The sequence below is a fragment of the Comamonas avium genome (assembly GCF_014836675.1).
GTDB classification, from domain to species: Bacteria; Pseudomonadota; Gammaproteobacteria; order Burkholderiales; family Burkholderiaceae_C; genus Comamonas; species Comamonas avium.
In genome coordinates this window covers 182763-199581 of sequence record NZ_JACSQK010000003.1, presented here as the reverse complement: position 1 = coordinate 199581, position 16819 = coordinate 182763, and the positions used below count along the sequence as shown (strand labels likewise).

Annotated in this window: 11 protein-coding genes and 1 pseudogene; 9 read left to right on the top strand and 3 right to left on the bottom strand. The window is 57.3% G+C overall.

Translation table 11 applies throughout. The features are described 5' to 3' along the window. Positions 1–152: 152 nt before the first annotated feature. The 5 genes from H9646_RS06225 (at position 153) to H9646_RS06205 (ending at position 7625) form a co-directional block, all read left to right on the top strand. The gene (locus H9646_RS06225; RefSeq protein ID WP_191722480.1) at positions 153–908 is read left to right on the top strand and encodes a metallophosphoesterase family protein; all 756 of its coding nucleotides are present in this window, start codon (positions 153–155) and stop codon (positions 906–908) included. Beyond that, the gene (locus tag H9646_RS06220; protein ID WP_191722479.1) at positions 905–2368 is read left to right on the top strand and encodes a serine/threonine protein kinase; all 1464 of its coding nucleotides are present in this window, start codon (positions 905–907) and stop codon (positions 2366–2368) included. Before H9646_RS06225 ends, H9646_RS06220 begins: the two co-directional genes overlap by 4 nt. Before the next feature lie 169 nt (positions 2369–2537). After that, entirely contained in the window at positions 2538–3278 is a 741-nt protein-coding gene (locus H9646_RS06215; protein ID WP_191722478.1) for a response regulator transcription factor, read from the top strand. A gap of 589 nt (positions 3279–3867) precedes the next feature. Further along, positions 3868–6681, top strand: a complete 2814-nt coding sequence (locus H9646_RS06210; protein WP_191722477.1) for a HAMP domain-containing hybrid sensor histidine kinase/response regulator — start codon at positions 3868–3870, stop codon at positions 6679–6681. Next, entirely contained in the window at positions 6678–7625 is a 948-nt protein-coding gene (locus H9646_RS06205) for a GGDEF domain-containing response regulator (RefSeq protein ID WP_191722476.1), read from the top strand. Before H9646_RS06210 ends, H9646_RS06205 begins: the two co-directional genes overlap by 4 nt. On the opposite strand, the gene H9646_RS06200 is transcribed toward H9646_RS06205, so the two are convergent. Together H9646_RS06200 and htpG are read right to left on the bottom strand one after the other, a co-directional pair. Further along, entirely contained in the window at positions 7622–8050 is a 429-nt protein-coding gene (locus H9646_RS06200) for a hypothetical protein (protein ID WP_191722797.1), read from the bottom strand. The genes H9646_RS06205 and H9646_RS06200 overlap by 4 nt on opposite strands. 266 nt (positions 8051–8316) lie before the next feature. Beyond that, positions 8317–10263, bottom strand: a complete 1947-nt coding sequence (htpG, locus tag H9646_RS06195) for a molecular chaperone HtpG (protein ID WP_191722475.1) — start codon at positions 10261–10263, stop codon at positions 8317–8319. 235 nt (positions 10264–10498) lie between these two features. Between htpG and H9646_RS06190 the strand changes: the two genes are divergently transcribed. The 4 genes from H9646_RS06190 to aqpZ all read left to right on the top strand — a co-directional run bounded on the left by H9646_RS06190 (position 10499) and on the right by aqpZ (position 15754). After that, a complete protein-coding gene (locus H9646_RS06190) occupies positions 10499–12796 on the top strand; it encodes a TonB-dependent receptor (protein WP_191722474.1) in 2298 nt (765 codons plus the stop codon). Between the two features lie 144 nt (positions 12797–12940). Beyond that, positions 12941–13621 (top strand): Fe2+-dependent dioxygenase, encoded by a 681-nt coding sequence (locus H9646_RS06185; protein WP_191722473.1) that lies wholly within the window; start codon positions 12941–12943, stop codon positions 13619–13621. Then, positions 13621–14772, top strand: coding sequence for an alpha-hydroxy acid oxidase (locus tag H9646_RS06180; RefSeq protein ID WP_191722472.1), 1152 nt, complete (start codon positions 13621–13623; stop codon positions 14770–14772). Before H9646_RS06185 ends, H9646_RS06180 begins: the two co-directional genes overlap by 1 nt. A 277-nt stretch (positions 14773–15049) precedes the next feature. Continuing rightward, complete coding sequence (gene aqpZ, locus H9646_RS06175; RefSeq protein ID WP_191722471.1) at positions 15050–15754, top strand: aquaporin Z; 705 nt, start codon at positions 15050–15052, stop codon at positions 15752–15754. 111 nt (positions 15755–15865) lie between these two features. Here aqpZ and H9646_RS06170 read toward each other — a convergent pair. After that, positions 15866–16819: pseudogene (locus tag H9646_RS06170) on the bottom strand (hypothetical protein); the annotation flags it as partial.

The window sequence follows — 16819 nt, the reverse complement described above, 5'->3', positions numbered from 1 at the left end:
TGCCAACGCAAAGCCAACAACACTTTCCATATCAAATATATCTCAAACACCCGTACTACAAGCGACAGCAGCTATCTTTTCAAATAATCATCGGGTAAGCACCAGTACATGCTGCAAGTCTGCCGCCAGCTTGAGCCGTGAATATAGCGGCTATGAAACTGGCTCTGTTTTCCGATATTCACGCCAACATCCAAGCACTACAGGCTTGCATGGAACACGCGCGCTCACAAGGCGCCACACAATTGGCATTTCTGGGCGACCTGGTGGGCTACGGGGGCAGTCCCGCAGCAGTGCTGGACACCATCATGCATGCCGTACAAGAAGGCGCATGGATTGTGCGGGGCAACCACGACGATCTGGCACTGCACCCGCCCAGTCACATTCAGCACACGGGCGAGCAAGGCGCGCAGTGGACACATGATCAGCTTGCGCCCGTACACACCCAATTTCTGGCACAGCTGCCTTTGCTGGATCAGCACGGCAGCGTGCTGCTGGTGCATGCCAGCGCCCATCGGCCTGAGCGCTGGCCCTATGTAGAAAACAGTGTCATGGCCGAACGCAGCATGACTGCGGCCAGCGATATCGACCCCAGCATCCGCTACGTCTTTAGCGGCCATGTGCACCAGCAATCGCTGTACTACCTCACTCCCACCGCCAAGCTCATGCGCTTTGTGCCGCAACCGGGCGTTCCCATCCCCGTGCCGACACACCGGCAGTGGCTGGCGATTGTCGGCTCATGCGGCCAGCCGCGCGATGGCGATTTGCGCGCCATGTATGCCCTGTATGACGACAGCGCGGCCACCATGACGTTTCACCGCATTGCCTATGACCACGCCGCCGCCATTGAAGCGGTGCAAAAAAGTGGCATGCCCAGCACTTTTGCAGAACGCCTGGAGCAGGGCCGATGAAAAAACTGACACCCGGCACCGAAATTGATGGTTTTTTAGTCGAAGACTGCATTCATGCGGGAGGCATGGCCCACATCTACAGCGTGCGCTATGCACAGGCGCTGCGGCCCGCCACAGCCCCCGGCTTTCCCATGGTGATGAAAATCCCGCGGATGACCGCCGGAGACGGGGCAGAAAACATTGTCAGCTTTGAGATGGAGCTGCAAATTTTGCCCACCCTGCACGGGCCTCACGTCCCTCGCTTTGTGGCCGCAGGAGATTTGATACGGCTGCCCTATCTGGTCATGGAACACATGGCGGGCCACACGCTGCAGCACTGGCTCGATCAACCCTCTGCACAGCCCATCACCACCATTGCCCAGCTGGGCTCTGCCATGGCCCAGGCAGCACACAGCTTGCACCAGCAAAACTGCTGTCACCTGGACCTCAAGCCCGGCAACGTACTTATTCAAGACAGCGGCAATGCCGTGCTGCTGGACTTTGGGCTCTCCAGCCACGCGCACTACCCTGATCTTCTGGCCGAAGAGCTGCGCAAGGCCGTCGGGTCTCCAGCATGGATTTCACCGGAACAAATCGTAGGTGTGCGCGGTGACTTGCGCAGCGATATTTTTGCCATCGGGGTCATGCTCTATGAGCTCACCACACGCGAACTGCCGTTTGGCAGTCCTGCCACTGACGGCGGCATGCGCCAGCGCATGTGGATGGCCCCCACGCCACCCCGTGCTTTGCGCGCCGATGTCCCAGATTGGTTGCAAGAAATTATCTTGCGCTGCCTGGAACCAGAAGCAGCGCAGCGTTATGCCACCGCTGCAGAGCTGGCATTCGATCTGGCCAACCCCGAGCAAGTGCCCATTACCCAGCGCGGCATGCGCCTTCACGGCATCTCCTTCTTTGGAAAGATGCGCCGCTGGATCAAAGCTGCGGGCATGCAATACCATCCCAGCCCCCTGCCGTCACAGCAAATCACCGAAGTGCCCATCCTCATGGTGGCCGTTCCGCACAAAGACGTCAGCGATGCCACTCTCTACAGCCTGCGCCAAGCTGTCGCCCGGTCCCTTTCCACCCGCCCCGGTGCACGCCTGGCCGTGGTGACTGTCATCTCGCCCTCAGCCAGCAGCGCCACTGACAGCAGCCGCAGTGAAACGCAGCTGCACCGCACGCACTTGGCGCGGCTTAAACAATGGGCACAAGGCCTGCAGGTGGGCGGACACGGTGTGAGCTACCACGTCCTGGAAGCATCTGACGTGGCGCAGGCCATCGTTCGCTACGCGCAAGGCAATAACGTAGGCTTGCTGATTCTGGGCGCAGCCACCCATGGCTTGCAGATGCAGCGCTTGATTTCCACCGTCCCCATGCGCGTAGCACGCGATGCGCCTTGCACCGTCATCCTGGTCAAGCAGCAATTACCTTTCGAAGCACTCAGTCAGTTGCAAACTTCGCACACTGAAATCACAACATAGAAGTTTGCACACACTCCCTCTAAACTCTAGCAATTGCAATGGAATTTCGCATTCGTCTACTCAAATCTGCGAAAAGCATGTAACCACCAATGGATACATCCTCTGACGTTTTGCATTCATTTGCATTAACGGGCACCATGATGTGAAATTCTTTGTTACAACCAACGCCATGCGCATTGCTGTTCTCGACGACGACCCAATCTTTCTTCGGCTGGTAGAAGCCACCATTCACCAAATGGGGCACGCAACCATTTTGTTCGAGACAGGAGAAGATTTGCTGCGCGCCATGCGGCGCGAAAGCTTTGATCTGTTGATCGTCGACTGGCTCCTGCCTGGGCTGAGCGGCATTGAAGTTGTGCGCGCCCTGCGTGAAGCTGGAGGCTGCAAACAGCCGATTCTGTTTGCCAGCCAGCGCCACGAAGAACAAGACATCGTGGCGGCCTTTCATGCCGGTGCGGATGACTTTATGGTCAAGCCTTTGCGTGTTCAGGAGCTCATGGCTCGCATCACCGCCTTGATGCGCCGCGCCTATCCGGATGCCACCACCATGCGACTGGAATTTGAACCCTACCGTCTCGACCCGGTGGCACGCACGGTGTACCTGCATAAACAGCCCATCGAGCTCAAACACCGCGAGTACGAGCTGGCGGAATTTTTGTTCCAGAACTGCGGCCGCTTGCTCTCACGCAATCACTTGACGGAAGCCGTTTGGGGGAACATCACCCCCACACCTTCACGCACACTGGATACCCACGCCTCGCGCCTGCGAACCAAGCTGCAGCTCAATCAGTTCCACGGTGCTGGGCAGATTTACCAGCTCAGCGCCATTTATGGCTTGGGCTATCGAATGGAAATACTACCCGCGCCAGAACACGCGGCAGCCAGCGGCAGGCAGCTGCAAACTTCATGACACTGGCATCGCACGGTTAGCTCACTCCGTGCCAGGCCAGATCCTCTAGCCAGGAGAGCGCCTTCACTCATGCGCGGCGTGTACGCTGGAGACAAAAACCTGCACCGTCTACTTGATTTACCCATCAGGTAGATTGCGTGCACAATTTTTCAAGCATTCGCCATGCCTGAAGCTGTTTGGCTCAACATCCCGTTGCCAAGTAACGCAATGAAGCTGCACCTCCGCGACTGGCCTTGCAGCCCAAGCTAGCAAGGCAGCGCATGACCTCAGACAACCTGTCCCACGGTGCACTGATTTATTTTTTGGCTGATACGTCCCACAATACAAAAAGCCATCTATCGCACGATGATGGATTTACTATCCTACGTTGATGCTGCAGTGGCTCGGGCTAAGCTGCCTTGGCAGTCAATGCCCGCCCCTCCTGTGTGCATGAACGACAAGCGATACATTGTTATCTCGCTGGATATACAAACTCCGCTCTAAACATGGGTCTGCAGAATATTTTTTGGCGCTCAGTGGCCCCGCTCTGCCAAGCACACATGCGCGTCGAATCCGTGACTGTCGTGCTTTGCGCCACCCAGTCCCAGTCATGAAACGGCCACTCCTTAGTCTGACCACCAAAATTGTGCTTCTGGTCGCCTGCATGGGCATCGCCTCTGCACTCATCACGGCTTATGCCACATGGCATATGCAGCACATTGAGACCCAATACCACGAGCTTTTGGGGCAGCAGGCTATGACCTCGAGCAAAGTGAGCACCGTGCGGCAGCATTTGAGTGATGCATCAGCCCTGGTGCATGCAGCTCTGACGTCCAACGATGAAGACCAGTTGCTACTGGCCAAAGAGCGCCTTACGGAAATACAGACACAGTTTGAAGCTGATTTAGCGGCTATTTACCCGCTTTTGCCTCAGCACGAGCTGGTACTGGATGGCATCTTCACGCAGGCACGCCACGTGTTTACAGCGGGACATCACGTCATTACCTGCGCGTTGCGCTGGCAAAGTGACAGTGCCTTGCTCGTGCTTTCTCAAAGCTTCACACCCGCCTTGGATCGCCTGCAGACAGAAGTAGACACCCTGCGCCTTGACGCACAAAAAGTCTTTGCGCTGGCCTCCAAGGAGTTAACCCGCAATACCCAGGACACCATCTCCAAAACGACTTGGGCCGGCTGGCTCAGTGTGCTCTTGATTTCAGCTTGGGCGGCATGGATTGCGCTGCGCTACATTTCACGCCCGATTGGCCGCCTGACGCGCAGCATGCAACGCATGAGCTTGCACAACTACGATACGTTGATTGCAGACCAACATCGCAATGACGAAATTGGCAGCATGGCGCGTACCTTGAAAAGCTTTGGTACATCCCTGCAAGAAGCCGAAAGACTTGAGAAAGAGCTCACGCAGCATCAGAAAAACCACTTGCTCATTGAGCAGCTCCAGCAGCTCACCAGTGCACTGCCTGGTGCGGTTTTTCAAATGCAATTGAGGCCCGGAGCTGCGCTCAAGCTGCACTTTGCCAGCCCTCAATGGGCGCAGCTCATGGGCATGCCCGTTCATTCAGACACCAGCATAAGCTGTGCAGCGAGTGTCATCCGTCACCACGATGAACATGCCACGGCTATTGCGGAAAAACACTTCGCACAAAGTGCAGAGACCCTGGAGCCTGTAGATTTTGATGTCTCCATCCAAATGCTCGATGGCGTGACACGCTGGATCAAGACCCGTGCTAATCCACACAAAAATGCCGATGGCAGCATCACCTTTAACGGTGTGTGGCTGGATGTCACCAAAGAAATGCTGCAGTCGCGCGCACTGGAAAAAGCCAAGAGAGAGGCGGAACAAAGTGCCAATGAAAAATCCGTACTCCAAGCCAGTATCAGCCACGAAATACGCACTCCACTCAACGCCATTCTGGGATTAACGCAGCTGTTATTAAAAGCGGATCTACCGCAAACCCAGCGCGATCAATTGCACAACGTACTGCGCGCTGGCCAGCACCTGCGTGGCATCGTGAACGAAGTGCTGGATTTTTCAAAAATTGATGCCGGCCAACTACAGCTGGAAAGCACGGATTTCAGCCTGGAAAATGTGGTGCTGGATGTCCTCAGCATGTGCCATGAAGAGGCCAGCAAAAAGGGCCTGTCGCTCAATTACAAAATGGCACGCGAGGTCCCCGACAGTTTGCGCGGTGACCCGCACCGGATCGCCCAGATTCTGCTCAATTATGTGAACAACGCCATCAAGTTCACGACCTCCGGACACATCCATATTTCGCTGCGCCTCGACCCCAGCAGCACCTTGCATCGCATTGTGTTGCATGCAAGCGTTAAAGATACGGGCCCCGGCATTCCAGCAGACCGCATGCCCTTGCTGTTTGAGGCATTCCAGCAAGCCGACAACTCCATCACTCGACGTTTCGGCGGCACCGGCCTGGGCCTTACCATCTCCCGTGCGCTGGCACAGCTGATGGGAGGCACTGCCGGCGTGCACAGCAGCATTGGCCAAGGCAGCACCTTCTGGTTCACCGCCGTACTGGAGCCAGCACGCATGCTGGTGCAACGCGAATCGCTGCTCATGCCCCACCATCACAGCATCGCATCGGCGTGGCAAGGTTTGCGTATCTTGGTGGCCGATGACAATCCTCTGAACCGCGCTGTTGCTGAAGGCATGCTTCACGCTTTGGGATTGCAAACAGAATGCGCAGAAGATGGGGCCCAAGCCCTCCAGAGACTGCAGTCTGTGGGGCCCGACTATTACAGCTGCGTTTTAATGGACATTCAAATGCCGCAAATGGACGGCATCAGCGCCACGCGAGCATTGCGCAAACTGCCCGGTTTTGGCGTTTTACCAGTCATTGCAATGACTGCACATACGGGCGTCCAGGACAAAGAGCGGGCGCAAGCAGCGGGCATGAATGCCCACTTGAGCAAGCCGCTGCTGGAGTCCGCCTTGCACCAAGTGCTGCAGCAATGGCTGGGCGCGTGCACCCATCAGCCCTTGCCCCACACACCAGCGGCCCCAGATGCTGAGCACCAGCAACCTGATTTTGATGCCACGGCCATCGATGCACTGGCACAGCTTTTTGATGACAGCAAACGCCAGCAACTGGTCTCGCAGTTCACCCATGACAGTTTGCAACGCGCAAAGCTGCTGGCGCAGCTTGCCGACCAACATGACTGGCAGGCCGTGCGTGGCGAAGCGCATAAGCTGACAGGCACAGCAGCCACCTTCGGGCTGATGCGTTTGGGCGACCTGTCCTGTCAGCTATCCGCTGCATTAAAGGCCGCTGACTTTGAGCTTGCCACCGAGCTTGCACGCAGCATTGCACACGCTGCAGAGACCGGAGTCGCTCAGCTTGAAGCATATTGCCCTGTCATCACACCCCAAGACGAAGCCCTGCCATGACCTACGCGAGTTTGCTTCCCATCCATCCCCACTTGCTCTCCGCACCTCATCCCCAAAAGGTACTGGTGATCGATGATGTGGAAATGAATGCGACGCTGATTGCCAGCGTGGTAGGCACTTTGTGTGATGTACAAATTGCCACGTCCAGCCAGCAAGGTCTGGACATGGCCATACAACACAATCCTGATCTGATCTTGCTGGACATCCTCATGCCCGGCATGGACGGTTTTGAGGTGTTTCGCAGACTCAGAAATGACTCCAGAACGGCGCACATTCCTGTCATCTTCCTCACCGCTGTATCAGATGCCAGCGCTGAAGAAGTGGGCCTCAACATGGGGGCCGCAGACTTCATTGCCAAGCCTTTTCGCACACCGGCGCTGCTTGCACGCGTTCGCAATCATCTGGAGTTAGCACACCAGCGGTATTTGCTCGAACGCCTGTCTCACTGCGATGGCCTGACCGGCATTGCCAACCGCCGTTACTTCAACACCATGCTGTCCCGTGAGTTCAGCCGCATGCAGCGGCAGCAGCAACCTTTGGCTTTGCTGATGCTGGACGTCGATGACTTCAAGGCTTTTAACGACCACTACGGGCACCTGCATGGCGACGAATGCCTGCAGAACGTGACACAGACGATCGCGCAATGCCTGCAGCGCCCGGGCGACATGGTGGCTCGCTATGGCGGTGAAGAATTTGTCTGCTTGCTGCCAGAAACGCCCCTGGAAGGCGCTCTCAAGCTGGCCCACGACATTCAGGCGGCTATTGCAGCGCTCAAAATGCCGCATGTTCAAGCGCAAGCTGCCGAGTTTGTCACTGTGAGCATGGGGGTAGCAGCAGCATTACCCAGCTCACTGACCGACGGCCAGCAACTGCTTGCGTCTGCCGATGCACGCCTGTACCGGGCCAAGCGCAGTGGGCGCAACCGCATTGTCTATAGCGACTAGCAAGTACCACGCACACGGCATTCGGGCACAACGTTGCCATGGGCATCACGCCACTGCACAGCACCAGAGGCTGGCACCGGTGATGGAGAAACGGGTGCTACAGAGGCTTTGTCAGACGGCTGTTGAGACCGGCTCTGGGGATCATGCAGTACGGTAGAAGTACCAACTCCTGCCCCCACTCTGGCTCCACCTACGGGTACCGAGGCACCGACGCCCGCGTTGCCCGTCACTTGCCCACGCTGGTTGACGCCAACTCCAACCCCTACAGGCCCCACCCCTGTACCGACGCCAGCAGAGACTCCGCCAGAGCCTAGCCCGACACCCACACTAAAAGGTCCAACTGGCACGCCGATGCCCACACCTGCGGAGGTTGAGCAACCCGCCAGCACAGAGACGAACATCAAGGGCAGAAATAGCTGTTTCATCGCTCTATTGTCTGCAGCTGAGGGCAACCCCACAAATGGCTAAGCTTAGAGCCACTCCCGCCACCATTGATACGTGATTGCCAGGGCTTGCCTTGACATGCCTGGACGTAGTGCACAGGCAGCAGCAGACTTCGCACACACGGCCACAGCCGAGCAACTATCACTGCATGGCGCACTACGCTTTGTATGTAACGGCTAAAGACTAAAAACATAAAAAGGCCCGATGACAAAAGTCATCGGGCCTTTTATTTCATCACTTATCCGCGTTACACCAGCAATGCATTGACACGCTTGACATAGGCCGCAGCATCTTCAGGCAGGCCACCTTCAGCCAGCAATGCCTGGTCAAACAAAATATGCGCCAAGTCGTGGAAATGCACGCTGCCATCCAGCTTTTTTACCAGCGCATGCGAAGGGTTCACCTCCAGCACCGGCTTGGACTCTGGCGCAGGCTGGCCTGCTTGCTTGAGCAGGCGTGCCAGCTGAGCGCTCATGCCATCTTCAGTGACGACCAGACAGGCGGGGGAGTCCACCAAGCGCGTTGTCACGCGGACGTCCTGGGCCTTGTCCTTGAGTGCGTCCTTGAGCTTGGCCAGCACGGGTTTAAAAGCCTCAGCGGCTTCTTCTGCGGCCTTTTTCTCCTCTTCATCCTGCAGTTTTCCCAAATCAACGGCGCCCTTGGCCACAGATTGCAGCGGGGTGTCATCAAAGTGTGTCAGATAGTTCAAGGCCCACTCGTCCACACGGTCGGTCATCAAGAGCACTTCAATGCCCTTTTTCTTGAACACTTCCAGCTGCGGGCTGTTCTTGGCTGCCGCCAAAGTCTCTGCCGTGATGTAGTAGATGGCCTCCTGGCCCTCTTTCATGCGCGCCTTGTATTCCGCCAGTGACACGTTCACGGCATCGGAGGTGGTCGATGCAAAACGCAGCAACTTGGCAATGCGCTCCTTGTTGGCCACGTCTTCACCCAGGCCTTCTTTGAGCACGGCGCCAAACTCGGTGTAAAACTGGCTGAACTTGCCTTCCTTGGCCTTGTCCTCTTCACTGACCACATCAGTGACGTCTGCTGCATCGGCCCCGGCATCGTGCTTGTCGTGCCGGGCCAGATCTTCCAGCATGCCCAGCACGCGCTTGACCGAGCCATCACGGATCAGCTTCACATCGCGGCTTTCCTGCAGCAGCTCACGGCTCACGTTCAAGGGCAGGTCTGCCGAGTCGATCACGCCCTTCACAAAGCGCAAGTAACCGGGCAGTAGCGCTTCCGCATCGTCCATGATGAAGACACGCTTTACATACAGCTTGACGCCCGCCTTCTTGTCACGGCTGTAGAGATCAAACGGAGCCTTGGCCGGAATAAACAGCAACTGCGTGTACTCGGTATTGCCTTCAACGCGGTTATGGCTCCAGCTCAGCGGGTCTTCAAAATCATGGCTGATGGCCTTGTAGAACTCTTTGTACTGCTCTTCAGTGATATCTTTTTTGGGGCGTGTCCACAGTGCACTGGCTTTGTTGATGGTCTCCCATTCGCCTGTTTTCACCATCGCACCGGGCTGGTCGTTTTCGCCCTCTTTCCACTCTTGCTTTTCCATCAAGATGGGCAGGCTGATGTGGTCCGAGTACTTGCTGATGACTTGCTTGAGTTTCCAGGCATTCAGAAACTCTTGAGCCTCTTCGCGCAAGTGCAGCGTAATGCTGGTTCCGCGCTCAGCGCGCTCAATCTGCTCGACCTCAAACTCGCCCGTGCCACCGCTCACCCAGCGCACACCTTCCGATGCAGGCGCGCCTGCACGGCGCGTTTCCACGGTGATTTTGTCTGCAACGATGTAGCCAGAGTAAAAGCCCACACCAAACTGGCCAATCAACTGGGCATCGCTCTTTTGGTCACCAGACAGTTTGTCCATGAAAGCCTTGGTACCGCTCTTGGCAATGGTGCCCAAGTTGTCGATCGCCTCTTGCTGGCTCATGCCAATGCCGGTATCGGCGATGGTGATCGTCTTGGCATCCGCGTCAAACGAGACGCGCACCTCCAGATTGGGCTGATCGCCGTACAGGCTGCTGTCGTTCAGCGCTTCAAAACGCAGCTTGTCGCAGGCATCTGAAGCGTTAGAGACCAACTCGCGCAAGAAAATTTCAGGGTTCGAGTACAGCGAATGGGTCACCAAATGCAGCAGTTGCGCAACTTCAGCTTGAAAGGAATGGGTTTGCTTGCTCATGTATTTGTCTTGTGCAGTCGTAAGTTGAAACCAATGGTGCAAAGCCAGTTTCCCGGCGCCTTGGCCCATATCTGGTCAACAGTGCCGATTTCAAGATGTATCGCCCCCGCTCGCGCTGTTGCCCAAAGGCAACGCCCAGTCACACCAATACAAAAGCAAAAAAGAATTGTTCTCAGTCAAGATTAAAATTCGCCACCCTGTGTCTTCGCACAGGCTTTATCACTGCTAATTTCCTATGCCTCACGCCACAAAAACATCTAACAAGGCGGGACTGCACTGCGAACTCACCCAATTGGCCTTGGCCACTGGTCTGTGCTTCGTGGGTGCGTCCGCTTTCGCCCAAGCTACCGCTACGCTGCCGACGGTGACCGTACAGGAAAGTGCGACCTCGCCATTGAAGACAGATATCGCGCCTTCGGCCAAGTTCACTGCACCGTTGATTGATACCCCCAAGACAGTCACGGTAATCAATGAAGAGGTCATGAAGCAAACTGGCGCGACCAGCCTGGCCGATGCTCTGCGTGCAAGTCCTGGCGTCACTTTTGGTTCTGGCGAGGGGGGCAATCCATCGGGTGATCGTCCTTTCATGCGTGGCAGCGACGCACAAGGGAGCATTTTTGTCGATGGCATGCGAGATATTGCAGCCGGTTCGCGCGAGGTTTACAACCTGGAATCGGTGGAAGTCGTCAAGGGCTCTGACTCTGCCTATGCAGGTCGTGGTGGAGCAGGCGGCTCGATCAACCTCTTCACCAAAAAAGCAAAAAATGACAACTTTGTCTCTGGCGATGTAGGCCTTGGCACTGACAAATACAAGCGCACGACACTCGATCTGAACCGCAAGCTCAGCGACACCATTGGTTTCCGCCTGAATGCAATGGCTCACGATGCCGATGTTCCCGGCCGCAATGGACCTGAGAACCAGCGCTGGGGTATTGCACCTACCGTGACATTCGGCATGAATACGCCGACGCAGATCACCCTTTCTTATGAACACATGCAGTCTGACGATATGCCAGACAGCGGAGTGCCTTTTGCAATTGGAAAACCGGCAGGTTTAACCCAGAACACAACCATCCGCCCCACATTTGGTGGCAATCGTGAAAACTGGTACGGATTGAAAGCACGTGATTTCCGCAAAGAGAAAAGTGATGTTTTCACTGTCGCTGCGGAGCATAAATTCACAGACACGAACAAGATTCGTAACGCTACGCGCTTTAGCAAATCCAAGCAGGACTATGTCTGGACGCAGCCTGATGACAGCCAGGGCAATGTGGAGAAAGGCCAAGTGTGGCGCCGCTTTAACTCTCGCTACAGTGAAACTGAAACGCTGCAGAACATCACGGAACTTACCGGTCAAGCAAACACAGGGAGCGTCAAACACCAATTTGCAATTGGCCTAGAGCTGTCTCGTGAAAAGTCTGATGTTGACAGCTACAAAATGGTAGATGCGAACGGCACCGACATTGCTAACAGCAACCAGTGCAAAGCGGGTGGATCCCCGTACATGTGTACGACACTCCCCAGCCCCAACGGCAATGACCCTTGGACTGGACGCATGGTGCGCAACAATGCTTTCACGCACTACAAGACAGAAACCGTCTCACTGTATGCCTTTGACACACTCACGTTGAGCCCTCAGTGGCTGATCAACGGTGGCATTCGAATGGATGACTACCGCACCAAACAATGGGATAGCACCGCTAGCTTCAGCCGCAACGACACACTATTCAACTACCAGTTAGGCGTCGTCTATAAGCTTCAACCCAATGCCAGCATCTACGCCAGTATCGGCACCTCATCCACCCCAGGCGGAGGAGCAAACGGACAAGGCCTCGAAAACCAAGGTATTACGCCTGGTGGCCGCGCGCCCACACTCAACGCAAGCGACCTGTCTCCTGAAAAGACACGCTCCCTTGAGTTGGGTACTAAATGGGATGTGCTTGACCAGCAACTGTCTCTGACAGCAGCGCTGTTTCGCAACGAAACCACCAATGCACGTGTGCGCGACCCCAATACTTCATTAGCTGCGATGGCAGGTGACAAAGTGGTCAATGGCCTAGAGTTAGGATTTTCGGGGCGCATCACCAAACAATGGGACGTATTTGGCGGCTATACCTACATGGATAGCGAGCAGAAAAAGATTGGAAATGTTGCACTGAGCGACAAGTTCAACCCCGGAAGGCCGAGCGCAGGCACAGGCCTGGCTTTCCCCAACACCCCCAAGCACAGCGTCAGCTTGTGGAGCAGCTACAAGTTCACACCTAAACTGAATATTGGTTTTGGTGCAACCGGCCAAAGTGATGTCGTTGCGGCTTATTCATATACTGAAAATGGCTCATTGATCAAGAAAGGGACTGCTGGCTACGTACGCTATGACGCCATGCTGAGCTATATCTTCAACCCGAATGTCAGCCTACAAGTGAATGTGTACAACCTGACCGACAAGGTCTACTACGCCTCCACCTACTCAGCCCACTACGCCACGCTGGGCTCCGGCCGCTCGGCAGTTGCAACCCTCAAGTTCACGTACTGAGGACTCCCGGCAACACCTGAGTTTGACTTAGACATAACGCCCCCCTGAAAGCCCCGCCAGCCCGTGCTGTTGCGGGGCTTTTACATAGATACTGCCAGCAGCGCTAACGCGCTGCTGGTTGATATTTGAAAGGTTGCTTTCACCATGATGCTGCGTATCCCCTCCCTGCTGACTGCCGAAGAAGTACGCGAATGCCGCCAAGCCCTGCAAGAGGCTGACTGGCAAGACGGACGCCTGACCGCAGGCCATCTGGCCGTCAAAGTCAAAAGCAATTGGCAGTTACCGATTGACAGCCCTTTGGGCGCCAAGATGGGCAATCTGATTCTCGACAAATTGGGGCGCAACCCCCTGTATCTTTCTGCAGCCCTGCCCCTGCGTGTACTCCCCCCGCGCTTTAACCGCTATGAAGGCGGCGGCACCTATGGCAACCACATTGATAACGCGCTGTTTGTCATTCCGGGCACTGCCATCAAAGTGCGCACAGATGTCTCGACCACCGTGTTCTTCAGCGACCCCGATGAATACGAAGGTGGCGAGCTGATCGTGGAGGACACCTACGGCCACCAAAGCGTAAAGCTGGCTGCGGGCGATGCGATTGTCTACCCCGGCACCAGCTTGCACCGCGTGAACCCTGTGACACAAGGCACGCGTTACGCGTCGTTTTTCTGGACGCAAAGTCTGGTCAAGTCCGATGAACAACGCCGCATGCTGTTTGATCTGGACCAGTCCATTCAGCAGCTGAGCATGGACCACCCTGACCACCCCAGGCTCTCGGCCCTGTCGGGCACTTATCACAACCTGCTGCGCATGTGGTCGGAGGCCTGATGAACGCCGGAATGCTCAACGCTCTGGGCGAGCCACTGCGCCCTGCACACAGCCAGATTCCAGCAGACATTGCCTGTGCCGCTGATTACGAACGCCATGCTGCCCACCACATCGAAGCGCAGGCGTGGCGGCACATTCAGGGTGGGGCCGACCAGAACCTGACGCTGGCGCACAACCGTACGGCGTTCAATAACCTGCGACTGCTGCCCCGCCCTTTGGCGGACATGCAAGGTGCCCACACGCGCACCGAACTGCTGGGCCACACGCTCTCCAGCCCCATCTTGCTTGCACCCGTGGCCTACCAGCGCCTGGTACATCCGGAGGGTGAAATTGCCACCATACGCGCTGCCGTGGCCCTGCAAACTGGCATGGTGGTGAGCACTCTTTCGAGCTGCACCCTGGAAGAAATTGCCCAAACAGGTCAAGCCGCTGAGGCAGAAATGGGCCAAGCCGCGCCGCGATGGTTTCAGCTGTATTTGCAACCCGACCGCGCCCACAGCCTGCAGTTGCTGCGCCGTGCCGAAGCGGCTGGCTACACCGCTATTGTCTGGACGGTGGATGCCAGCATCAAACGATCTGGTTTTCCGCTGCCCTATGGGGTGGAAGCGGCCAACCTGCACGGCATGCCTGCCACACAGCACACCAGCCCCCTGCAGGGGCCGATTCTGTTTGGCACCCCCTTGATGGCGCAAGTGCCCTCCTGGGATGACCTGCGCTGGCTGCGCGCCCACACGGCACTGCCCTTGATTGTCAAAGGTGTACTGTCACCTGCACAGGCGCAGCAGGCCGTGTCACTGGGGGCTGACGCCCTCATCGTCTCCAACCACGGCGGGCGTGTACTGGATGGCGTAGTCAGCCCACTCGACGTACTGCCTGCCATTGCCAGCAGCGTTGGCCCACACGTGCCTTTGCTGCTGGACAGCGGGGTGCGCTACGGTACTGACGTGGTCAAAGCGCTGGCCATGGGGGCCAGCGCCGTTCTGATTGGCCGCCCCCAAGTACATGCCCTGGCCACTGCAGGTCTGCTGGGTGTTGCCCACATGCTGCATTTGCTGCGCGCAGAGCTGGAGCTGACCATGACCCATCTGGGCTGCACCACCGTGGACCGCATCACTCGGGAAGTGCTCTGGAGCGTTGCGCCCGCATCCTGAGAACGGCTAACGCTACCAAGCCCCCGGGCCATGCAAGATGGGTGATGAAGGCAAGGCAACAACGTACCCAATGCCTATGCCCGCGCCGCTTAAACCGCCCCGTGCTTTGAGGTGCCTGGGGCTGCCACATGCTGCAACCTCTGTCGCTTGCGCACGGCACGCCGGTTGATATTTCTTTGCAGTTACACATGAACCACGATGGACCCAATATGCCTAGCATAGCGAAGGCTGACAGATGGTCTGCCGGCTCTCACCTGGCGCTTTCACAGGAGGCGATATGCATACGTCGGTTCAAAAATGGTCGGCCGAATTCATTGGCACGTTCTGGCTCACCCTGGGCGGTTGCGGCAGCGCCGTACTGGCGGCGGCTTTTCCTGAAATTGGCATTGGCCTGGTCGGTGTCTCCCTGGCTTTTGGTTTGACAGTGGTCACTGGTGCCTATGCGCTGGGCCCCATCTCTGGCGGGCACTTCAACCCTGCTGTGTCCGTGGGTCTGGCCATGGGCGGGCGGTTTTCCTGGGGCGAGTTGCCCGGCTACGTGATTGCACAGGTGCTGGGTGCCATCATCGGCGGCGGCATCCTGTACGTGATTGCCACGGGCAAAGCGGGCGCACAGCTGGGTGGTTTTGCCACCAACGGTTTTGGCACGCACTCACCCGGTGGCTACAGCATGACTGCAGCGCTGGTGACCGAAGTGGTCATGACTGCACTGTTTCTCATCGTCATCCTGGGTGCCACAGCCAAGCGTGCAGCCCCCGGTTTTGCAGGCCTGGCCATCGGTCTGTGCCTGACGCTGATTCACCTGATCAGCATTCCCGTCACCAACACATCGGTTAACCCAGCGCGCTCCACAGGGGTGGCAGTGTTTGGCCCCGACATTGCCATGCAGCAGCTGTGGCTGTTCTGGCTGGCACCCATTGTGGGAGCTCTGATTGGTGCGGTGATCTACAAAACCTTGCTGTCTGGCCGCACCGACGACTGACCGCAAAAAGCGCTCTTCCAAAAAAAAGGAGCTGCTAACGCGCTCCTTTTCTTGTTTTCAAGGTGTTTCTACCTTGAAGTCTTTTAAATACCAGCGCTAAGCGCTATGTTTTTACCACTTCTTCTTGGGAGCCTCATCACCCTCTTCAGGGCGAATCACCTTGATCGGTGCTGGCTTGCCTTTGAGTTCTGCGGGCGCACGGTAGGTGCGAATACCGCTGAACGAACGGCGTACTTCACCCACGCTGTTGGCGTAATCGGGACGCTCTTCGCGGGGTGCATTCGAACGTGCACGGTCACCGCCAAAGCTGCGCTCTTTGTTAAAACGTGGACGATCGCCGCCTGCGCTATCTTCGCGACGGGGGCCGCGGTCACCACCAAAATTGCGCTCAGGACGGGGGCCTCGGTCGCCGCTGCTCACGCGAGGACGATCGCCGCCTGCACCACCTTCACGGCGGGGAGCACGGTCGCCACCACCAAAGCTGCGTTCGGGACGAGGGCCACGCGGGCGATCACCGCCCCCAAAGCCGCCTTCTTCACGGCGAGGGCGGTCGCCAAAGTTGCGCTCTGGGCGGGGGCCACGGTCGCTGTTAAAGCGTGGACGGTCTGCGCCTTCCGCACGAGGGCCGCGCTCACCGCTGTTAAAACGGGGGCGATCACCACCGCCAAAGCCACCTTCACGGCGTGGGCCACGGTCGTCGTTGTTGAAACGGGGGCGATCTGACTGACCAAAGCCGCCTTCTTCGCGGCGCGGGCGGTCGCCAAAGCTGCGCTCTGGACGGGGGCCTCGGTCGCTGTTAAAGCGTGGACGGTCTGCGCCTTCAGGGCGAGGGCCGCGCTCACCGCTGTTAAAGCGGGGGCGATCACCGCCGCCAAAACCACCTTCACGGCGTGGGCCACGGTCGTCGCTGCTGAAACGGGGGCGGTCTGACTGGCCAAAGCCGCCTTCTTCGCGGCGTGGGCGGTCGCCAAAGCTGCGCTCTGGACGCGGGCCTCGGTCGCTGTTAAAGCGTGGACGGTCTGCGCCTTCAGGGCGAGGGCCGCGCTCACCGCTGTTAAAGCGGGG